Consider the following 20,746-nt stretch of genomic DNA (forward strand, 5'->3'; position numbering starts at 1 on the left):
ATGAATGTTACTGAAATGTTGCAGCACATCAGCGTCGGACGAGTGGACAGGCCGAGAAACGCGGCTATCGTCATATTTTTGCAATGTCGTAGAGGGAGATTGGAGTAGCACCCTGAGCAAGTGGGTGCTGCTCATACCTACTAGGCAAGGCCAACCGCATGGTTGGCCTTTTTTTTGGTTCATCGCGCTTTCCCGGGGAAGGCGGCCTTGATTTTCAGGAAGAAGTAGTCAGAGTCCCGGAAGCCATAGGCCATCCGCTTGATCACCTTGATGCGGTTGTTCACGCCTTCCAGGACGCTGGTGTGCAGGGGGAAGCGGGCGCTTGCGAGGATGCCACGGGCGTATTTGCGCAGATTCCGGGCAAAGCGTTGGAGCGGCGCCAGACCGCTGTCCCGAGCATGCCGCAGCCAACTTCGCCAGCGCCGCCAGCCCTCCCGCACATTGGGGGCGTACCAGACTTCCTTTAACGCATCCTTGAGCACGTAGACCGTGGCCAATGGCTGGTTGGCGGCGAGCAACTCTTGCAACTGCACGGCTTGGCCGTCCTTCAGGTTTTCGCGATTGCGCAGCAACAGCCAGCGGCTCTGCTTGACCACCTTGCGTGCCGGTTTGTCATCGCGCAGGAGATTGGCCTGGTCGACGCGGATACGGTCGATCACCTCACGCCCGTAGCGCGCCACCACATGGAACAGGTCGTACACCACTTCGGCTTGAGGGCAGTGCCGCTTCACCTCCAAATCGAAGGCGGTGTTCATGTCCATCGCCACCGCTTCGATCCGTTGGCAGCGCTCGCCCAGTAACTCAAAGAATGGGCGGATCGCCTCGCGGCTGTTGCCATGACCGACCCATAGCACCCGCGTGCGCTCGGCATCCATGATCACCGTGGCGTAGCGATGGCCTTTGTGCAGGGCGAACTCGTCCATCACCAGGCAACGCACATCACCCGGCTCGAAGGTGCCGACGGCGGCATCCAGCCGACGTTTGTCGAGTTGCTTGAGCGTGTGCCAGTGTATGCCGGTGAGGCGGCTGACGTGGCTGATCGGCAGCAGTTGCAGCAAAGCCTCGAGCCAGGCCTGCAAGCGCCGCGTCAGACGTGACGCCGGCTCCAGCCAGGCGATCCGCTCGGTCACCCGCCCACAGCGCAGGCAGTCAACGCGGCGCACAGGCACCTGGAGCAGAACGCGCTGATCCAACAAATCCCGATCGCGTATCCGACGCAGTCGGCGCTCGTGGATCAGCGGACAAGCTTGGCCGCAGCGCCCACATTCGGGGATGGCGTCGGCTTGAGGCTTGAGTTCGATCAACAGGATGTTGTCGGCAGAGGGGCGACAGGCGACGACTGCGTAGCCTGGCCAGAACTGGGCAAGATCAATAGGATGCACGGTGGCAGCAGGGCGTGGGGGTTGGTTCGTTTGGCGACTGCCAATTTACCCACTTCCCTGACTGTCAATGCGCTCTTCCCCCAGACTCCGCGAAGAACCTTTTTTTTACCCGACCTGCCGATCTGAACCCGTATACCGATGGAGGCAGCATGGATATCGCGATTGAAAAGGTTGAGAGCAAGGGGACCGAGCAATGGATCGTCTGTACAGGCTCGCTGAAGATGAGCTTCAACGATCAGCCGTCTGCAATGGCGTTCTCGAGCAAGCTGAAGGAACGGGTTGAGGCGCCCCACTCGCTGCCAGTGATCGAGTCCGAGGCGTTCGAGCAGGTGACCGAGTTGGACTGCATCATCTGATGAGCCGAGGGTTCTTACGCTTCGGTCGGGTGTCGGACGCGCCAGGAGTCCTTGAGCAAAGAGGGCATTCCATCGCGCAGGGGTCGCCTCTCACTGTCTTCGGCCGGCCTCGGCAACTGTGTCGATAGACGCTGATTTTTCCATGGCCTGTAACATCCGGCTGGTACCCGAGCCCCAGTTGCTGATGACTTTGATGGCATCCGCCAAGGGGATGTCGACGGGATGGACCCGGGCGCCGTCCATGACGTAGGTGGCGCCGGCAAAGGGCGTGGGGATCGACGGGACGAAGATGGTGAAGCGTGAGTCGTCGAGTATCTCGATGATGAAGGCCGGAGCCAGTGATCCGTGGATGTCCACGAGGGCTGGTTTCCAGATGCTGTCCTTGTCCTGACCTGCCAGTTGGTGGCTGAGGCTGCGAAACAGGGTATAGCCCGGAATCTTCTCGATGATGGCGCTTTCCAGTCTGACTCTGGCCCTGTGGCCGAGTGTGGTGCGCATGGCCAGGCCAAGGAGGAAGCACAGGGTCAGGACCAGAAGCAGCGACAGAATCTGCTCGGCCGGCAGATCTTCCGGTAGCAGGTGGATGAGTGGGTGGATCAGCCGCTCGGTCGATTGCATGCCCTTGAGCAGAACGATGATCGCCAGATACACGGGGATGATGAGCAGCAAGCCTGCCAGTATGCATTTCCCTGCGAACACAAGCGCCTGCTTCATGGCTGCTCTCCTTCCGTTGGCTGGTTGCATGCTCACATGCGGCTGCCGAGCTGGCGGCCGTATGAGGTGGATCGTTATTTCGCGGCCCGAATCGTGAGAAAAGGTACGCCCCCTGGAATGCCTTGTTGGGCCCGTACATGCGCCGGATGAGTGACGCATCGCGTTTGTTGTTACGGTGGGCTGAGGCATGCAGAGCTTAGTACATGCGGGTGTTTTGTCATGGCCGACGGGACCTGCCTGGCAGTGCTGAGCCGTTGTCCTTGAGCCGTTGCACGAACGGATCGATGGCGCGTCGTGCCCAGGTGCATCTGCTAGCCTTTGGCGGTGCACTTCGCATGCCCGACACGCGGCACCGATGCCTGATGCAGCAGGCATTACTCTCACACCCATCGGCCCTTTGGGGCCTTTCAGGCAGGGACGCACGATGAACAGACACGCGTTTGCTGTGGTTTCTTTCCGTTGGTTGCTGGCGCTACTGCTCTGTCTGTCATCGCTGGCAAGCGCCGCAGAGCCATTGCCGAGCTGGAAGGAGGGGCCTTCCAGGCAGGCGATCCTGCGGTTCGTCGAGGCGGTGACCCGCGAGGGGGCGGAGGACTACGTGGCGCCTGCCGAGCGCATTGCCGTGTTCGATAACGACGGCACGCTGTGGAGCGAGCTGCCCATGTATTTCCAGGTGTTGTTCGCCTTCGACGAGGTCAGGCGCCTGGCACCTGAAAATCCCCAGTGGCAGACCACCCAGCCGTTCAAGGCTGTGCTGGAGGGAGATCAGAAAACCCTGAGCGAGAGTGGCATGCAGGGTGTCATGCAGATCGTCACGGCCACGCACACGGGTATCACCACTGCGGAGTTCTCTGGCAGGGCTCGCGCCTGGCTGGCCAGCGCCAGGCACCCTGAAAACGGCAGACGGTATACCGAGCTGGTCTTCCAGCCGATGCTGGAGCTGCTCGACTACCTGCGTGCGCATGGCTTCAAGACCTACATCGTGTCAGGCGGCGAGGTGACGTTCATCCGTGCCTTTGCCGATGAGGTCTATGGCATTCCGCCAGAACAGGTGATCGGCACCACCTTCGCTACGCAGTTTCAGGACCAGGGCGGCGAGTTGTCGATCCTGCGCCAGCCCAGGTTGTTGCACAACGATGATGGTCCCGGCAAACCGGTCAGCATCGAGCAGGTCATCGGGCGTCGGCCGATCCTGGCATTTGGCAATTCCGATGGGGATCTGCAGATGCTGCAGTGGACTGCGGAAGGTAACGGCCGGCGTCTGCTGGGCCTGGTCCATCACACCGACGCTCGGCGGGAATGGGCTTATGACCGCGACTCGCATTTCGGCCATCTGGACAAGGCGCTGGATGAGGCGCGCCGCAGAGGCTGGACAGTCGTCGATATGGCTGGCGAATGGCGTCGTGTTCACCCTTTCGAGACATTGCAGCCCTGACGGCGGCGTTACCTAAGCCCCTGCAAGCCATCGTTGCCTGGGTCGAAGCCGTCGCGTGTCATCCGCTCGGCGAATGCCTGACGGGCGGCTGTGCCAGTGAGCAGCTGCGTTTTCAGCAGCGCCAGGTCATCGGCTATCAGCCTCACCAGCCAGCCGCTTCCATAGCAGTCCTGGTTGATCAGGGCCGGGCGCCGGACGACTTCGGCGTTGCTGCTGTGCAGGATGCCGCTCAGCGGGCTGCTTGCGGAGGAGGCGGCCTTGGCGAACTCCACGACGCCGAAGCTGCGGTTCTGCTCGATGCGCTGGCCGTCGCGCTTGGGCGTGAAGGCGAAGATCTGCCCGTATAGCGCGCAGCCATATGCAGTCAGACCCAGGGTGAGGCAGCCATCCGCTTCTTCGCGCAACCACAGGTTGTGCTCCGGGGCGTAGAGCAGATCGTCGGGAAAGGCCAGGCCGTGCAGGTTCATGGCGGTCCTCAGAGGGTCAGCACGCGATCGTATTCCAGAATCATCTGCGCCAGTTCACCGCCACTGGCGATCTCGTCCAGCTCGGGGATCAGGGCGTCCTCATCGATGACGACGCCTGGCGCACGGCACATCAGCACGCGCGCTCCCGCCAGTTTCGCTTGCTGGATGAAGTGGCGAATCGGTTCGCCCTGTTCGCTGGCGCGCAGGGTGTCGGCGACCGACTGCTGCGCGAGCTGCGCGGCTTCACCACTGAGGAACAGGGTGACCTCAGCGTCCATGCAGGCCAGCAGGGTCGCGGTGTGAAAGGGGGCGGCGCAGCGGGCCGGGGTGCTGGGGCCGCTGCTGACGATGATCAGCACACGCCGCACCGCACTCACAAGGGTTTCTCCAGTTGCACCAGGGCGACGCGGCTGCCATCCGGGGCGCGGCGCTCGACGATGCCGACGGTGCGGTAGCCCATGCGGCTGTAGAGCAGCAGGCCGCCCGCGTTGGCGTTGAAGCAGGACACCTTCATCAGCGGCACCTTGTAGTGTTCGCGGGCGATGCGCTCCATCACGTTGACCAGGTACTGCGCCACCCCCCGGCTGCGTGCCCAGGGTGCCACCATCAGGTTACCCAGGGCGCAGAACTCGCCGTGTTGCCACTGGTAGAAGTTGGCGAAGCCGGCGATCCTGCCGTCCAGCTCCACGACGACACTGTCGCGGCGCTCGGCGATGGCGGCGGCGAGCTGGCCGACATCCAGCGGCCAGATGGCCTTGGGGTAGCAGAAGAACAGTTCATCGGCGTTCTGTGGAAAGCCGACCACGGTCTGGAGGTCGGCGGCCGTGGCGGGGCGGTACTGCAGGTGGGCATTCACGCGCTGCGTTCCTCGTTCAGCGTGGTGGATATTGCGAGAGCACCTGGGTGACGGTGTCGCGGATCGCCCGTTCCCGCTCGGCGGGGCTCGGCGGCTGGTTGCGCATGATCTGCTCGCCGCTGCCGCGCCAGACCAGCTTGCCGTCGCGGGCGTCGTACAGGTCGATCTGCAGGGTGGCGACCTTGTAGTCGACGCGCCGGGTTTCGGTGAAGGCCGGGCCGCCCCAGTAGCCTCCCCAGTACCCGCCCCAGCCGCCCCCGTACTGGGTGGTGATCTGGTCCTGGCGCTCGTCGACGATCAGTACGCTCTGTACCTTCAGGTCGCCCTGGCCGGCGCTGGCCTGGCGCAGGCCTCGCTGTTCGAGCTGGTCGGCGACGGCCTGGCTGATGCGGGCCTCGGTGATGTCGCTCTTGAGGCGCGCGTCATCGGGTTGGTAGAGCAGTTTGGTGTCCTTCCAGCTCCAGCTGCGATAGGCGGAGAAGTCGCGGCCGGGGTCGAAGTCGTGCTCCAGGCTGACGCTGGCGCAGCCGCTCAGCAGCAGGGTGAGAAGCAGGTAGGGCAGGGCGCGCATGATGAGCTCCAGTGCGTTCGATCAATAGGGAGGGTAGCCGTCCAGCGCGGCCCGGATGGCCACGCGCATGGCCTCGGCCTGGGCGCTCTGGTCCTTGCCGGCGATGGCTTCGCCGCTGCCGGACCAGACCACCTGGCGGTCACGCGGGTCGATCAGTTCGATGCGTACCACGGCGACTTTCTGTTCGTAGGTGCGCACGATGGGCACGCTGCCCCAGGCACCGTAGTGGCGATCCCAGCGGCTGCCAGCACCGTAGTAGCCACCGACATCGTCGTAGTACTGGCGCTGGCGAGTTTCCTGGCTGATGCGGGCGTGCACCAGCAGATCGCCGGGGCCCTGCAGGGCGGGGCGCAGACCGTACTGGTCGAGGCCGGCGCTGACGCTTTCGGCCAGTTGCTCGCCGCCCGGGGCGCGGCCGTCGAGCCAGCTCCAGCTGCGGTAGCGGCCGTAGTCGCGCTGGGCCGCCGGATAGGCGCTGTGGTCGAAGGTGCTGGCCGCACCAGGAGGCGCCGGCGGCATCGGCAGCGATTCGGCCTGGTACGGATTCGGGCTCTGGCAGGCCGCCAGCAGGGGCAGGACGAGTAAGGCTATGGCGGTGCGCATGGTCGTCTCCGTGGTCGCGCGCGGCATCTCCGATGAGGGTCAGGCTACGCCGCCCGGCCTGCTTCGTCCAACGTGCTCAGCGCGGTCGGCAGATCCAGTGCAGGTAGCGGCCCAGGCCGGCGAAGGTGGGGTGGCGACGGTGCGCCAGCTCCATTTCCAGCAGGTCGACCAACTCGGCCTTGGCCTGGAACTCCTGCGGCATGTAGTCGTGGAACACGCGCACGCCGCTACGGCTTTCGACCTGCCAGTGCTGCTCGAGTTGCGTGGCCAGTTCGCGCGGGTCGACAGGGCGTTGCGGGGTCAGGCTCTGGCCTTCACCGGCGAAGCGCTCCTTGCGCAGCTTGCGGAAGTGCCCCTTGAGCAGGTTGCGGTAGATCAGCGCATCCTTGTTGTAGAAGGCCAGCGACAGCCAGCCGTTGTTCTCGGTCAGCTGGTGCAGCACCGGCAGGATGGCGGCCGGTTCGGCCAGCCATTCCAGTACGGCATGGCAGAGCACCAGGTCGTAGGGCTGCTGCAGTTGGCCGAGCAGTTCCTGCCAGGGGGCCTGGATGAAGGTGGCGCTCTGTCCGGCCTCGGCGAAGCGCTGGCGCGCGCCGATGAGCATCGGCTCGGCAGGTTCGGCGAGGGTGACGTCATGGCCGCGCTGGGCCAGCCACAGGCTCATGTGGCCGAGCCCGGCGCCAACGTCGAGCACGCGCAGCTTGCGCTCCGGCAAGGCTTCGGCCAGGTCGGCCTGGAGCACGGCCAGGCGGATCGCACCCTTGGCACCGCCGTAGATCTTCTCGGCGAAGCGGGTGGCGAGTTCATCGAAGTGGCGGTCGCTCATTTGAGGAAGCGCCGTTCGTTGTCGGCGAGCTTGTCGAGCACCGCCTGATTCATGTCGAGACCCAGTTCGCTGCACAGCTGCAGGAGATAGAGGACCACGTCGGCCACTTCCTGCCCCGCGTGGGCGAGCTGTTCAGGGGGCAGCTGGCGCGACTGTTCTTCGCTCAGCCATTGGAAGATCTCCACCAGTTCGGCCATTTCCACGCTGGCGGCCATGGCCAGGTTCTTCGGGCTCTGGTAACGACGCCAGTCGTTGTGATCGCGAATGGCGTGCATGCGGGCGGTGAGTTCGGGCAGGTTCATCGGCTGGCTCCTTTCAAGCCGCATAGCTTCGGCGCGAACGCCATGCGCTGCAAGCGGAGTGTGAAGCCCGCATGCAACTCGGGGCCTCGCTTCGGCAGCCTTCCCGGAGCCTGTTCAGGCCAGGCGTCGATGCGCTGTTGCCGGCGATCACGCGTTACCGCTGATCGTCGGCAAGCCGGCTCCTGCACCAAGCGTGTTTGCCGCCCTGGGTCAGCGCTGCAGCGGCTGCCAGCTCCCGGCCATGTGCGGCGTATCCTGCTCGCCGATCAGGTGGAACTGGCCAGCGGGCGCAGCTGCACTGGCTTGCAGGGCCACGTGGGTGGGCAGCAGGACCGGTTTCTGGAAGCGCACCTCGACTTCGTAGCCGGCCAGCGGCAGGTGCTCCTGCAGCGCTGCCAGACTGCGCGCCTTGTTCCACAGCCCATGGGCGATGGCGCGAGGGAAGCCGAACAGCCGCGCGGTGACGGCGAACAGGTGAATCGGGTTGTAGTCGCCGGCCACGCGCGCATAGCGGCGGCCGGTGTCGGCAGGGGCGGACCAGTCGGCCAGTGACGTCAGCTCCAGTGGCGTTCGTTCGGCACGCGGTTGCGCCTGGCCGTCGAGGCGCAGGGCGCGGCAGAGGATGCGGCTGTCGCCTTCCCAGAGCAGGCCGAGCTGGTCTTCCAGGCGGGTGATCAGGCTGAAGGTGGCGCCCTTGTCATGGGGTTGCAGATCGGCCACCTGCACGCTGACCTGGAACGGCCCCAGTCCGCCCAGCGGGCGCAACACGCGGATACGATTCTCCAGGTGCACCAGGCCCAGCAGCGGGAAGGGGAAGCGCCGGTCGGTGAGCAATTGCATCTGCAGGCCGAAGGCGAGCACATGCGGGTACACCGGCGGCAGGTAGGGGCTGTCATCGATGGCGCAGACCTGGCGATAGCGCGCCAGGTGCTGCGGGTCTACTTCCACGCGGCAGCGCAGGCCGAGGTCGGGCAACTGGCGGCCGGTCACCTTGCGCCGCAGGGCTGCGCGCAGGAACAGGCCGGGCAGGGCCGGCGGGGTGTCGAGATCGAGCCAGTCGATGGACATTGGGCGAACTCCTTGGCGAATGGATGGCAGCAGCTTAACCGCCGCTGACGCGCTGGCATTGGCTGTGCTGCCTGGCGTGCATGCCGGGCAGCCAATCCCTCTGCTGCGCGGTTTGCGCACGGCGGCCCGCTGCCCCTAAGATGGCGCCGTTCACGAATAACGCTCACTAATAAGAAGAACAGCAGGAATCATGCGTGATCTGACCGACGATGTGGCGCTGATGCGCCCGGTAATCGATGCCCTGCGCGCCAGCGGAACCGACCCCGACCGTGTGCTGGTGCGGGTTGGCCTGCCTCCTGGCGGACTCCCGGCTGGCCGCTTCCCGCATGCCGCGCAGGCAGCGTTCTGGAAAGCCGCCAGCGAAGAGTGCGGCGAGGCGCATGTGGGATTGTTCCTGGCCGAGCATCTGCCGGCGTTCCATGGCCTGCTCCTGGAATACCTGTTTCTCTCCAGTGAAACCTTCGGCGCCGGTCTGCGCCATGCGCTGCGCTACGTGCGGCTGCTCTCCGATACCCTCAACGCCCATCTTGCCGTCGACGGCGAGATGGCGGTGCTGACCCTCGGTGTCGAAGCCGATACCCCGCGACACTTTCCGGAGATGCTCGCAGGCGCGGTGATCCGCCTATTCGCCGCCTTGACCGAAAACGACTTTCGTCCACGTGAGGTGCGCTTCATGCACGCCGAGGGCGCGCCGGCCGAACGCTACCAGGCGGTCTATGGTTGCCCGGTACGGCTGGGGGCCGAGGACTGCGCGCTGCTGTTCGACGCCGCGGTGCTGGACAAGGCCTCGCGCCACGCCGCCCCGGACCTGCTGCGCATGCACGAGTCCCTGGCGCGGCGGCAGCTGGCCGAGGTGGAGCGCCTGGACCTGGTGCGCCAGGTACGCGAGCTGATCGCCGAGTTGCTGGTCGACGGTGGCGCGACGCTGGAGCAGGTGGCCGGCCGCCTCAACATGCCGGCCCGACGCTTGCGCGAGCGCCTGGCGATGGCCGGCGTGCGCTTCAACGACCTGATCACCGATTACCGCTGCCGCCTGGCCAAGGACCTGCTGCTCAAGACCGACGAGCGTATCGAGGTGATCGTCGAGCGCACCGGCTTTTCCGAGCCGAGCACCTTCTACCGTGCGTTCAAGCGCTGGGTGGGGGAGACCCCGGTGGAGTTCCGCAAGCGCGGCAAGGCGTGACGCGGGAAGTGGCCGGCGCTTGAGTGGCGACGGTCGCCGCCCAATCCCTGCCTTGCTGCACGCTTCTGTCGCAGTACCTTCGGTCTCTAGCTGTGTAAACCCAGTACGTTGTTCAGTGGAAGCGGTGCTCTGCTGATCGGGGGCAGGTATCCGAGGCTGGCGTGCAGTCGGTGCCAGTTGTAGTGATGCAGCCAGGGCAGCAGGTGCGCTGCTCGCTGCTGTGAAGTGTCGTAGCTACGGGCATAGGCCCATTCACGCAGGCTCGTTTGGATGAAGCGCTCGGCCTTACCGTTGGTGCGTGGCGTATAGGGCTTGGTACGGATGTGTTTCAGCCTGAGTCGAGCACACAACCGTTGAAACGCCCGGGACCGATAACAGGCGCCGTTGTCTGTCATGACGCGCCGAAAGCAGATGTTCAGCCCGCGGTAGTAGCGCAGTGCTTGCAGCAAGGCCCGGCAGGCGCTGCTGCCGCGCTCATCTGGATGCAGGCTGGTGAACGCCAGTCGGGGCGCATCGTCGATAGCCACGTGCATGAACTCCCAGCCGGCGCCGTCGGAGCACTGCTGACGGTCGCCAGTGACTCGATGCCCGGGTTTCCAGAAGCGGCCAAGCTTCTTGATGTCCAAGTGCAGGAGATCGCCAGGATTGGCGTATTCATAACGCACCACCACAGGAGCGGGTTCCAGCTCAGCCAGCCGATGAAAGCCGGCCTGCTTGAGGCGGCGGGCCACGGTACTGACGGCCAGGCCGAGTATCTGAGCGATCTGCCGGTAAGTCTTGCGAGAGCGACGTAGCTCGATCAGTTGCTCGACCAGAGCGATTGCCGTGGCATGGGGGCATGAGTGCGGACGTGATGAACGATCCATCAGGCCAATCTCACCTTCCTCACGAAAGCGTTTGAGCCACTTGTAGGCTGTACGCACACTGACGCCAGCGGCTTGTGCCGCATCTTCGACTCGCAGACCGTTGAGCATGCGCTGCACGAGAAGGGCTCGACCTCGCGGGGTAAGACGGGCATGTTTATGCAGGTTCATCCGGGGCTCCTGGAAGGCTGTGTTGGTCGCGCTTCCAGAATTCCGGGAATGCCCCGGATGAACAACCTACTGAGAGATCACATCTAGCCCGGCGCGTTCCTGATTGCAGGCTACGCGCCGGGTCGTTGTGGCTAGGCCCCGAGCAGGCTCTGTCCGCACACCCGCAGCACCTGCGCGGTGACTGCGCCGGAACCGGGCTGGGCGAACCAGGCCACGGCTTCGGCGACATCCTGCGGCAGGCCGCCCTGGCTCATCGAATTCATGCGGCGCCCGGCTTCGCGGATGCCCAGCGGAATGGCGGCGGTCATCTGGGTCTCGATGAAACCCGGCGCCACTGCGTTGATACTGATGCCTTTCTTGCCCAGTGTCGGCGCCCAGGCCTGGGCGAGGCCGATGACCCCGGCCTTGCTCACGGCGTAGTTGGTCTGGCCCATGTTGCCGGCGATGCCGCTGATCGAGGCGATCAGCACCACGCGGCCGTTGTCGTGCAGCTTGTCGGCGTCCAGCAGCGCCTGAGTCAGCACCTGCGGCGCCTTGAGGTTGACGTCGATCACCGAGTTCCAGAACGCATCGCTCATCTTCGCCAGGGTCTTGTCGCGGGTGATGCCGGCGTTGTGCACGACGATATCCAGCCCCTCGGGCAGGGCGTCGACCAGGCGCTGTGGCGCGTCCTCGGCACAGATGTCCAGGGTTACGGCCCGGCCGCCCAGGCGTGCGGCCAGGGCCTGCAGCGCATCGGCCGCCTGCGGGACATCGAGCAGCACGACCTCGGCCCCATCGCGGGCGAGGACCTCGGCGATGGCGGCACCGATGCCGCGTGAGGCGCCGGTGACCAGAGCCTTCTTGCCGGCCAGCGGTCGTGTCCAGTCCTTCACCTGTTCAGCGCAGGCGCCCAGGCGCAGCACCTGGCCGGAGACGTAGGCGCTCTTCGGCGACAGGAAGAAGCGCAGCGCGCCTTCCAGTTGCTGGTCGCCGCCCTTGCCGACATAGAGCAGCTGCACGCTGCCGCCACGACGGATTTCCTTGCCCAGCGAGCGGGTGAAGCCTTCCAGCGAGCGTTGCACGCTGGCGGCGATGGGGTCTTTGATCGACTCGGGGGCGCGCCCCAGCACCACCACACGCGGGCTGTTGGCCAGGCCCTTGAAGGTCGGCTGGAAGAAATCACGCAGTTCGATCAGCTGTTCGAAGCGGGTCAGGTGGCTGGCGTCGAACACCAGGGCCTTGAGCCTGGGGCCGTGCTCGGCGGTCCAGCGCGGCAGCTCCAGCAGGCCCTCGCGCGCGGCGAACAGCTGGTCGGTGAGCTTGTTGGCGAACGGCAGTACGCTCTTCAGCAGGTCACCCTCGCCCCCGAACAGCAGGGCGCCGTCCACCGGTCTGACTCGGCCGGCCATCCAGCGCTCCAGGCGTACCGGGGCCGGCAGGCCGAGTGCGCCGACCAGGCGACGGCCAGTGGAGGAGTTGGCGAAGGCGAGGTAACGGTCGGACATGAAAGACTCCTGCGGACGAATCGGAAGTGCTGCCACTGTACGCGGCAGTCGGCAAAGCGCAATTGACTCTGTTGCCTCATGTGCCGGCAAGGCGGCCAATGTTCGCAACGGCGCGAGGTTTAGCCTGTGCGGCCAGAAGGCTAAAGTGTAAACCTGACATTCTCCGGGGGCCGGCTGACGCGCAGTCGCTCGTCTCTTCGCTCTCTCGACCAGCAAGGAGTCCTCATGACCCAGTTGCGCCGGGTCGCCATCGTAGGCGGCAACCGTATTCCGTTCGCCCGTTCCAACTCCCTCTACGCCCGGGCGAGCAACCAGGAGATGCTGACCAGCGCCCTCGAGGGCTTGGTCGAGCGTTTCAACCTGCACGGCGAGCGCCTCGGCGAAGTGGTCGCCGGCGCGGTGCTCAAGCATTCGCGTGATTTCAACCTGACCCGCGAGTGCGTGCTGGGCTCGCGCCTGGCGCCGGAAACCCCGGCCTACGACCTGCAGCAGGCCTGCGGAACCGGCCTCGAAGCGGCGATTCTGGTGGCCAACAAGATCGCCCTCGGGCAGATCGACTGCGGTATCGCCGGTGGCGTCGACACCACCTCCGATGCCCCCATCGGCGTCAACGAAGGGCTGCGCCAGATTCTGCTGGAGGCCAATCGTGGCAAGAGCACCGGCGACAAGATCAAGAGCCTGCTGAAGATTCGTCCGCGCCACCTCGCGCCGCATATTCCGCGCAATGGCGAGCCGCGTACCGGGCTGTCGATGGGCGAGCACTGCGAGCTGATGGCGCAGCGCTGGGCCATCCCCCGTGACGAGCAGGACCAGCTGGCGCTGGCCAGTCACCAGAAGCTGGCGGCAGCCTACGCCGAGGGCTGGCAGGACGATCTGATGACGCCGTTCCTGGGCCTGACCCGCGACCAGAACCTGCGTCCGGACATCAGCGCGGAGAAGCTCGCGACGCTCAAGCCCTGCTTCGAGCGTGGTCCGCGTGGCACCCTGACGCCGGCCAACTCCACACCGTTGACCGACGGGGCTTCGGTGGTGCTGCTGGCCAGTGAAGAGTGGGCCAAGGCCCGTGGCCTGCCGGTGCTCGCCTATCTGCGCGATGGTGAGGCGGCAGCGGTGGATTTCGTCCAGGGCAAGGAGGGGTTGCTGATGGCGCCGGTCTACGCCGTGCCGCGCCTGCTGGCGCGCAACGGCCTGACCCTGCAGGACTTCGACTACTACGAGATTCACGAGGCGTTCGCCGCCCAGGTGCTGTGCACGCTCAAGGCCTGGGAGGATGCCGAATACTGCAAGGAGCGCCTGGGGCTGGAGGCCGCGCTGGGTTCCATCGACCGCAGCAAGATGAACGTCAAGGGCAGTTCGCTCGCCGCCGGACACCCGTTCGCCGCGACGGGCGGGCGCATCGTCGCCAACCTGGCCAAGCTGCTGGCGGCGGCCGGCGAGGGGCGCGGGCTGATCTCCATCTGCGCCGCAGGTGGTCAAGGTGTGACCGCAATCCTCGAACGGTAATCCAATACGGGTGGCCACAAGTCATCGTGGTCACGCGATGTAAGCAACTCCGTGATTCGGGCGGCCCGCGTAGCGCGTGGCCGCCCTTTTTTTCGCCCTGCTACGGCGCTCAGCCCGGTGCGAAGCCTTACAGCCTCGCGGGTGTCTCGCCGTAGCGTGGCGCCCTAGCCGCGCGCGCGATGGTGCTCCAGCAGCGCTTCGATCGGGTGGCGCAGGCGCTGCTGACGCAGGCGCTGGGTCTGGCTGCGGCATGAGTAGCCGGTGGCCAGTGCTTCGCCGGCGTCCTCACGAGCCAGGGCCGGCTCCCAGGACTGGGCGAAGATCGCCCGTGACGTCTCCAGGTTGCGCGCCTCGTGCCCGTAGGTGCCGGACATGCCGCAGCAGCCGGTGGCCTGTGTCGCCAGTTGCAGGCCGGCCTGGCGGAACACCTGGCCCCACAGGGCCGTGGCAGCGGTGGCGTTGGTCTTCTCGGTGCAGTGTGCCAGCAGCCGGTAGCTGCTACTCGGCGCCTCGGCGTCGCTGCTCGGCAGCACCTCGGCCAGCCATTCCTGCGGCAGCAGCACCGGAGGGCAGTCGAGGCCGTCGAGCTTGGCGTATTCCTGGCGGTAGACCAGGGTCATGGCCGGGTCCAGGCCCACCAGCGGAATGCCGAAGTTCGCCAGTGCCTGCAGGCGCCGGGCATTGCGCCGGGCGGTGCGGGCGAAGGCGCCGAGGAAGCCCTGAACGTGCAGCGGCTTGCCGTTGGCCGAGTAGGGCGCCAGCAGCACCCGATAGCCGAGGCGGCTGGCCAGTTCGATGAAGGCGGCGAACACCGGTGTCTCGAAGTAGCGGGTGAAGGCGTCCTGCACCAGGATCAGGCTCCTGGCGCGCAGGCTCTCGTCCAGTTCGGCCAGGCGCTTTGGCGTCGCCGTCTGCACGGCGAAGCGCCGGCAGGTGGCGCGAAAGTCGAAGTCGCTGAGCGTCGGGCTGTCGACCATGCCCAGGCGCTCGGCCAGCAGCGTATTGACCAGGCGCGAGCCCATCGGCGCGTTGTACAGCCAGGGCAGGTGGGCCAGCAGCGGCAGGCTGAACTCCAGCGAGCCGATCAGGTAGTCGCGCAGCGGGCGCAGGTAGCGGCGGTGGTAGAGCTCGAGGAAGCGCGAGCGGAACTCCGGCACGTTGACCTTGATCGGGCATTGCCCCGCGCAGGACTTGCACGCCAGGCAGCCGGCCATGGCGTCGTAGACCTCGTGGGAGAAGTCGTCGCCACCCTGGCGGCTGTTGCGCCAGCGCTCGGGCAGCGTGCGCAGGAACTGCAACGGGCCGCTGGCGACCGGAGCCAGCACGTCGACGCCGGCCAGGCCCTGCAGGCGCAGCCATTCGCGGATCAGCGAGGCGCGGCCCTTGGGCGATTGCACGCGCTCGCGGGTGGCCTTCCAGGATGGGCACATGGCGTCGTTGGGGTCGAAGTTGTAGCAGGCGCCGTTGCCGTTGCAGTGCACGGCGCTGCCGTAGCTCTGCCACACGCGCTCGTCGATCTGCCGGTCCAGGTCGCCGCGCATCACCACTTCGTCGATCTTCAGCAGGGCTTCGTCACTGCCCAGGGGCGTGGCGATCTTGCCCGGGTTGAGCTGGTTGTGCGGGTCGCAGGCGTGCTTCAGCGCCTGCAGCGACGGGTACAGCTCGCCGAAGAAGGCCGGCGCGTATTCCGAGCGCACCCCCTTGCCGTGCTCGCCCCAGAGCAGCCCGCCATAGCGCTGGGTCAGCTCCGCCACGGCGTCGGAGATCGGTCGTACCATGGCCGCCTGGGCCGGGTCCTTCATGTCCAGTGCCGGGCGCACGTGCAGCACGCCGGCATCGACGTGGCCGAACATGCCGTAGGCCAGGCCGTGGCCGTCGAGCAGGGCGCGGAACTCGGCGATGAACTCGGCGAGATGCTCCGGCGGCACGGCGGTGTCTTCGACGAACGGCTGCGGGCGCACCTCGCCCTCGACGTTGCCGAGCAGGCCCACCGCGCGCTTGCGCATGGCGTACACGCGGGTCACGGCGGCGCGGCCTGTCGCCAGGGTGTGGCCCAGGCGCTGCACGCTGCTGTCGTGCTGCAGGTGCTGGGCGAAGGCGGCGACGCGGGCGTCGACTTCCTTTGCCTCATCGCCGCTGAATTCCACCAGGTTGATGCCCAGGGTCGGGACGTCCGGATTCTGCGGGAAGTACTCGGCCACGCCATGCCAGACGATGTCCTGCATGGCCAGCAGGAGCACCTTGGAATCTACCGTCTCGATCGACAGCGGCTGATGTTCGAGCAGCGCGCGGGCATCGCGCAGGGCGTCCATGAAGCTGGCGTAGCGCACGTTGACCAGCACCGAGTAGCGCGGGATCGGCAGTACGTTGAGCTTGGCCTCGACGATCAGCCCCAGCGAGCCTTCGGCGCCACACAGCACGCTGTTGAGGTTGAAGCGTCCGTCGGCCTCGCGCAGGTGCGCCAGGTCGTAGCCGGTCAGGCAGCGGTTGAGCTTGGGAAAGCGCGCCTCGATCAGCTCGGCCTTCTCGCGCTGGATGGCCTCGGCGCAGCGGTACAGCTGGCCGACCCGGTCCTGGCGCGCCAGCTGCTGGGCCAGTTGCTCGTCGTCCAGTGCGGCACTGCGCAGGCGCTCGCCGCCGAGCAGCACGCTGTCGAGTTCGAGCACATGGTCGCGGGTCTTGCCGTAGGTGCAACTGCCCTGGCCGCTGGCGTCGGTGTTGATCATGCCGCCGATGGTGGCGCGGTTGGAGGTGGACAGCTCCGGGGCGAAGAACAGGCCGTGCGGCTCGAGGGCGGCGTTGAGCTGGTCCTTGACCACGCCGCTCTGCACCCGCACCCAGCGCCCTGCAGGGTCGATCTCGAGAATCCGGTTGAGGTGCCGCGACAGGTCCACCACCACGCCGTCGGTCAACGACTGGCCGTTGGTGCCGGTGCCGCCGCCGCGTGGAGTCAGGCGCACGCTGCGATGGGCCGGTTCGGCGGCGACACGGGCCAGGACCTGCACGTCTTCCGCATCCAGCGGGAACACCGCCGACTGCGGCAGGCGCTGGTAGATCGAGTTGTCGGTGGCCAGTACCGTGCGGCTGGCGTGATCGCGGGCGATCTCGCCGCGGAAGCCGGCGCCGCGCAGGGCGTCGAGAAAGGCCAGGTAGGGGGCCGCCGGTGCGGCGGGCGTGGGAATGCGGGCAATCATGGTCGGTTCTCGGCAGATGGCCGTTCAAACCTTCTGAATGCGAAGGGCTACGGCTCGGTATCGTTATGGATAATGTCGATTTTCCAAGGGCCATGACCGTGCTACAAGGGTATTTTTCGCGATCAATTCATGAGGAGTATGAATGAATCATCGGCGCCTGACGCCTTCGATGTCGCTGCTGCTGGCCTTCGAGGCCGCTGCCCGGCACGAGAGCTACACCCGTGCAGCCAGGGAGCTGTCGCTGACGCAGAGTGCGGTCAGTCGTCAGGTGCAGGCGCTGGAGGCGCAGCTGGGCGTGCGCCTGTTTCGCCGCGAGGGGCGCAACATCGTGCTGACCGACGTGGGCCGGTTGTACCTGCGTGAACTCGGCGATGCCCTGGCGCAGATCCGCAGCGCCACGCTGCAGGCGGTGGCCTATGGCTCCGGCATGGGCACCTTGCGCCTGGCGCTGTTGCCGACCTTCGGCTCGACCTGGCTGCTGCCCCGGCTGAATCGCTTCTACGCGGCCAACCCTGGTGTGCAGGTGCATGTACATTCGCGCATCCAGGCGGTGGATTTCGCCGACGGCGAGATCGACGCGGCGATCACCGTCGGCAGCGGCGACTGGCCGGAACTGGTGGTGCACCCGCTGCTGGAAGAAACCATGGTGGTGGTCGCCAGCCCCGCGCTGCTGGCGGCGGGCGAGGTGGTCGACGCCGAGACCATCGCCGCGCAGACGCTGCTGCAGGTGGCCAGCCATCCGCCGCTCTGGGCCAGCTGGTTCGCCCGCCATGGCCTGGCGCCGGAGCGCATGCGCAGCGGGCCCAACTTCGAGCTGACCTCGCACCTGTTGCAGGCGGTGCGCAGCGGTATCGGCGTGGGCCTGGTGCCGCAGTTGCTGGTGGCGGACGACGTGCGCCATGGCCATCTGCTGCGCGTCGGCGAAGCGATTCCCAGCCAGCGCACCTACTGCCTGACCTACCCGCCGCGCAACGCGGTGCTGCCCTCGCTCAAGGCGTTCCGCCAGTGGCTGCTCGCCGAACTTGGCCGTTGAACGCGGCACCTGTGGCGGCCTGTCACGCGGCAAATCACCACAGCGCCAGGTGGCCCATTAGCGGCTAGTCTTTCAACGTGCATTGATCCAGATCAATGCCGCGTTTCGCGCGTCGTCTCCAGCGGCTTGCCGGCCGTTGCTCATTTCATAAGAACAATTCCAGCGCGTTCGACTCCAACACTCGGAGTCTATGGCTCGGCTTTGCGTGCCGGGGCCGAGATAACCCTGAATGAGGATGTAACATGTTCGGCCTAGAGGCGCTCGATCTCGCCCGAATCCAGTTTGCCTTCACCATTTCGTTCCACATCATCTTTCCCGCCATCACCATCGGTCTGGCCAGTTATCTGGCCGTGCTCGAAGGGCTGTGGCTGAAGAGCGGCAACACCGTGTACCGCGATCTCTACCACTTCTGGTCGAAGATCTTCGCGGTCAACTTCGGCATGGGGGTGGTCTCCGGCCTGGTCATGGCCTATCAGTTCGGTACCAACTGGAGCGCCTTCTCCGACTTCGCCGGGGCGGTCACCGGACCGTTGCTGACCTACGAGGTGCTCACCGCGTTCTTCCTCGAGGCGGGCTTCCTCGGCGTCATGCTGTTCGGCTGGAACCGCGTCGGGCCGGGCCTGCATTTCTTCTCCACGGTGATGGTAGCCATCGGCACGCTGATCTCGACCTTCTGGATTCTCGCCTCCAACAGCTGGATGCATACCCCGCAGGGCTTCGAGATCGTCGACGGACGGGTGATTCCGGTGGACTGGTTCGCCGTGGTGTTCAACCCGTCGTTCCCCTATCGCCTGGCGCACATGGCCACGGCGGCCTTCCTCGCCACCGCCTTCTTCGTAGGTTCGTCGGCGGCCTGGCACCTGCTGCGCGGGCGCGACAACCCGGCGATCCGCAAGATGCTCTCGATGGCGGTATGGATGGCGCTGCTGGTGGCGCCGGTACAGGCCTTCATCGGCGACCTGCATGGCCTCAATACGCTGAAGTACCAGCCGGCGAAGATCGCCGCCATCGAAGGCCACTGGGAGAACGTCGGTGACGAGCCGACACCGCTGATCCTCTTCGGCTGGCCGGACATGCAGCGCGAGGAGACGCGCTTCAAGGTGGAGATTCCCGCGCTCGGCAGCCTGATCCTGACCCACAGCCTGGACAAGCAGGTACCGGCGCTCAAGGAATTCGCCCCGGAGGACCGGGCCAACTCCACCATCGTCTTCTGGACCTTCCGCATCATGGTCGCCATGGGCCTGCTGATGATCCTGGTCGGCCTCTGGGGCACCTGGCTGCGGCGCGGCGGGCGCCTGTTCCAGTCGCGGCCGTTCCTGCACCTGGCGGTGTGGATGGGACCCTCGGGGATCATCGCCATTCTCGCCGGTTGGTACACCACCGAGATCGGCCGCCAGCCGTGGATCATCCATGGCCTGATGCGCACCGCCGATGCTTCGTCCGGGCACAGTGCGGCGCAGATGGGCATCACCCTGGCGCTGTTCGTGCTGGTGTATTTCGTCCTCTTCGGCGCCGGTATCGGCTACATGCTGCGCCTGGTGCGCAAGGGACCGAAGATCGACGAGGGCAAGGACAGCACCGAAGGCGGGCCTGGCCAGCCGCGGACCCCGGCACGGCCGATGTCCGCTGCGGAAGAAGGCCTGGAAGACGGTGAAACCGACAGCTTGCCGGAGAGGAACTGAACATGGGTATCGACCTTCCGCTGATCTGGGCGGTGATCATCGCCTTCGGTGTGATGATGTACGTGGTGATGGATGGCTTCGACCTCGGCATCGGCATCCTCTTCCCCTTCGTCCGTGACGACGGCGAGCGCGACGTGATGATGAACACCGTCGCGCCGGTCTGGGACGGCAACGAGACCTGGCTGGTGCTCGGTGGCGCGGCGCTGTTCGGCGCCTTCCCGCTGGCCTATGCGGTGGTGCTGGATGCGCTCTACCTGCCGCTGATCCTGATGCTGCTGGGGCTGATCTTCCGCGGTGTGGCCTTCGAGTTCCGCTTCAAGGCCAAGGCCGCCAAGCGGCATCTGTGGGACAAGGCCTTTATCGGCGGCTCGCTGACCGCGACCTTCTGCCAGGGCGTGGCGCTGGGCGCCTATATCGACGGTTTCGAAGTGGTCGATCGCACCTTCGCCGGTGGCGCCTTCGACTGGCTGACGCCGTTCTCGGTGTTCTGCGGGCTGGCCCTGATCGCGGCCTACGCGCTGCTCGGCTGCACCTGGCTGATCATGAAGACCGAAGGCCGCCTGCAGCAGCAGATGCACGACATGGCACGACCGCTGGTGCTGGTGTTGCTCGGCGTGACGGCCATCGTCAGCCTGTGGACGCCGTTCGCCCATGCGCCCATCGCCGAACGCTGGTTCAGCCTGCCCAACCTGTTCTGGTTCATGCCGGTACCGGTGCTGGTGCTGCTGTGCACCTGGGCGCTGCTCAAGGCGGTGGCCGACAACGCGCACTATTCGCCGTTCGTGCTCACCCTGGTGCTGATCTTCCTCGGCTACAGCGGCCTGGGCATCAGCCTGTGGCCGAACGTCATCCCGCCGTCGATCAGCATCTGGCAGGCCGCTGCACCGCCGCAGAGCCAGGGCTTCATGCTGGTGGGGGCGCTGTTCATCATTCCCTTCATCCTCATGTACACCGCCTGGAGCTACTACGTGTTCCGCGGCAAGGTCACGGTGGATGATGGCTACCACTGAGAATCTGCGCGAAGCCTGCTGCGCTGGCAGCGGGCTCGGG

At 66.0% G+C, this 20,746-nt stretch carries 20 protein-coding genes; 7 read left to right on the forward strand and 13 right to left on the reverse strand.

The annotated features are described in order from the left end of the window. Nucleotides 1-179: 179 nt before the first annotated feature. Nucleotides 180-1,382 carry an ISL3 family transposase gene (locus tag JLK41_RS03850; RefSeq protein ID WP_179553486.1) on the reverse strand — a complete coding sequence of 401 codons (1,203 nt, stop codon included), beginning with the start codon at nt 1,380-1,382 and terminating at the stop codon, nt 180-182. Between the two features lie 149 nt (nt 1,383-1,531). Here JLK41_RS03850 and JLK41_RS03855 point away from each other — a divergent pair, with 149 nt between their 5' ends. Next, entirely contained in the window at nt 1,532-1,738 is a 207-nt protein-coding gene (locus JLK41_RS03855) for a hypothetical protein (protein ID WP_210390408.1), read from the forward strand. Between the two features lie 90 nt (nt 1,739-1,828). Here JLK41_RS03855 and JLK41_RS03860 read toward each other — a convergent pair whose 3' ends face one another. Continuing rightward, nucleotides 1,829-2,452, reverse strand: coding sequence for a DUF502 domain-containing protein (locus tag JLK41_RS03860; protein WP_210390409.1), 624 nt, complete (start codon nt 2,450-2,452; stop codon nt 1,829-1,831). A 424-nt stretch (nt 2,453-2,876) separates the two neighbouring features. On the opposite strand from JLK41_RS03860, the gene JLK41_RS03865 reads away from it, so the two are divergent. Further along, complete coding sequence (locus tag JLK41_RS03865; RefSeq protein ID WP_210390410.1) at nt 2,877-3,887, forward strand: HAD family hydrolase; 1,011 nt, start codon at nt 2,877-2,879, stop codon at nt 3,885-3,887. 8 nt (nt 3,888-3,895) lie between these two features. On the opposite strand, the gene JLK41_RS03870 is transcribed toward JLK41_RS03865, so the two are convergent. From JLK41_RS03870 to JLK41_RS03905, 8 genes are all read right to left on the reverse strand, one after another. Further along, on the reverse strand, nt 3,896-4,354 hold the full coding sequence (locus JLK41_RS03870; protein ID WP_210390411.1) for a glycine cleavage system protein H: 459 nt from the start codon (nt 4,352-4,354) through the stop codon (nt 3,896-3,898). A gap of 8 nt (nt 4,355-4,362) precedes the next feature. Then, nucleotides 4,363-4,731: a DsrE family protein gene (locus JLK41_RS03875; RefSeq protein ID WP_152487845.1), complete on the reverse strand. Its 369-nt coding sequence runs from the start codon at nt 4,729-4,731 to the stop codon at nt 4,363-4,365. Next, a complete protein-coding gene (locus JLK41_RS03880) occupies nt 4,728-5,210 on the reverse strand; it encodes a GNAT family N-acetyltransferase (RefSeq protein WP_047584416.1) in 483 nt (160 codons plus the stop codon). The genes JLK41_RS03875 and JLK41_RS03880 overlap by 4 nt, the downstream gene beginning before the upstream one ends. Before the next feature lie 16 nt (nt 5,211-5,226). Continuing rightward, nucleotides 5,227-5,784: a DUF4136 domain-containing protein gene (locus JLK41_RS03885; RefSeq protein WP_421454884.1), complete on the reverse strand. Its 558-nt coding sequence runs from the start codon at nt 5,782-5,784 to the stop codon at nt 5,227-5,229. A gap of 18 nt (nt 5,785-5,802) precedes the next feature. Then, nucleotides 5,803-6,384, reverse strand: coding sequence for a DUF4136 domain-containing protein (locus JLK41_RS03890; protein ID WP_134676952.1), 582 nt, complete (start codon nt 6,382-6,384; stop codon nt 5,803-5,805). A gap of 76 nt (nt 6,385-6,460) precedes the next feature. Next, nucleotides 6,461-7,210 (reverse strand): methyltransferase domain-containing protein, encoded by a 750-nt coding sequence (locus JLK41_RS03895; protein ID WP_150608030.1) that lies wholly within the window; start codon nt 7,208-7,210, stop codon nt 6,461-6,463. Then, a complete protein-coding gene (locus JLK41_RS03900) occupies nt 7,207-7,512 on the reverse strand; it encodes a nucleotide pyrophosphohydrolase (RefSeq protein WP_037046147.1) in 306 nt (101 codons plus the stop codon). Before JLK41_RS03900 ends, JLK41_RS03895 begins: the two co-directional genes overlap by 4 nt. 210 nt (nt 7,513-7,722) lie before the next feature. Further along, complete coding sequence (locus JLK41_RS03905; protein WP_210390413.1) at nt 7,723-8,580, reverse strand: MaoC family dehydratase; 858 nt, start codon at nt 8,578-8,580, stop codon at nt 7,723-7,725. Between the two features lie 190 nt (nt 8,581-8,770). Between JLK41_RS03905 and JLK41_RS03910 the strand changes: the two genes are divergently transcribed. Then, the gene (locus JLK41_RS03910) at nt 8,771-9,763 is read left to right on the forward strand and encodes an AraC family transcriptional regulator (RefSeq protein ID WP_210390414.1); all 993 of its coding nucleotides are present in this window, start codon (nt 8,771-8,773) and stop codon (nt 9,761-9,763) included. A gap of 86 nt (nt 9,764-9,849) precedes the next feature. On the opposite strand, the gene JLK41_RS03915 is transcribed toward JLK41_RS03910, so the two are convergent. Both JLK41_RS03915 and JLK41_RS03920 read right to left on the reverse strand, forming a co-directional pair. Beyond that, nucleotides 9,850-10,797, reverse strand: coding sequence for an IS481 family transposase (locus tag JLK41_RS03915; protein ID WP_210390415.1), 948 nt, complete (start codon nt 10,795-10,797; stop codon nt 9,850-9,852). Nucleotides 10,798-10,928: 131 nt separating this feature from the next. Beyond that, a complete protein-coding gene (locus JLK41_RS03920) occupies nt 10,929-12,284 on the reverse strand; it encodes a 3-oxoacyl-ACP reductase (protein WP_210390416.1) in 1,356 nt (451 codons plus the stop codon). A gap of 225 nt (nt 12,285-12,509) precedes the next feature. Here JLK41_RS03920 and JLK41_RS03925 point away from each other — a divergent pair, with 225 nt between their 5' ends. Continuing rightward, nucleotides 12,510-13,787 carry an acetyl-CoA C-acetyltransferase gene (locus JLK41_RS03925; protein ID WP_210390417.1) on the forward strand — a complete coding sequence of 426 codons (1,278 nt, stop codon included), beginning with the start codon at nt 12,510-12,512 and terminating at the stop codon, nt 13,785-13,787. Nucleotides 13,788-13,951: 164 nt separating this feature from the next. Here JLK41_RS03925 and ydiJ read toward each other — a convergent pair whose 3' ends face one another. Further along, nucleotides 13,952-16,981 carry a D-2-hydroxyglutarate dehydrogenase YdiJ gene (gene ydiJ, locus JLK41_RS03930; RefSeq protein WP_210390418.1) on the reverse strand — a complete coding sequence of 1,010 codons (3,030 nt, stop codon included), beginning with the start codon at nt 16,979-16,981 and terminating at the stop codon, nt 13,952-13,954. 142 nt (nt 16,982-17,123) lie between these two features. Here ydiJ and JLK41_RS03935 point away from each other — a divergent pair, with 142 nt between their 5' ends. From JLK41_RS03935 to cydB, 3 genes are all read left to right on the forward strand, one after another. Further along, on the forward strand, nt 17,124-18,014 hold the full coding sequence (locus tag JLK41_RS03935; protein ID WP_037046160.1) for a LysR substrate-binding domain-containing protein: 891 nt from the start codon (nt 17,124-17,126) through the stop codon (nt 18,012-18,014). Nucleotides 18,015-18,256: 242 nt separating this feature from the next. Then, the gene (locus JLK41_RS03940; RefSeq protein WP_037046163.1) at nt 18,257-19,696 is read left to right on the forward strand and encodes a cytochrome ubiquinol oxidase subunit I; all 1,440 of its coding nucleotides are present in this window, start codon (nt 18,257-18,259) and stop codon (nt 19,694-19,696) included. 2 nt (nt 19,697-19,698) lie between these two features. Continuing rightward, nucleotides 19,699-20,706: a cytochrome d ubiquinol oxidase subunit II gene (gene cydB / locus JLK41_RS03945; protein ID WP_037046165.1), complete on the forward strand. Its 1,008-nt coding sequence runs from the start codon at nt 19,699-19,701 to the stop codon at nt 20,704-20,706. Nucleotides 20,707-20,746: the final 40 nt, after the last annotated feature.

It is taken from the genome of Ectopseudomonas khazarica, from assembly GCF_017915135.1.
GTDB classification, from domain to species: Bacteria; Pseudomonadota; Gammaproteobacteria; order Pseudomonadales; family Pseudomonadaceae; genus Aquipseudomonas; species Aquipseudomonas khazarica.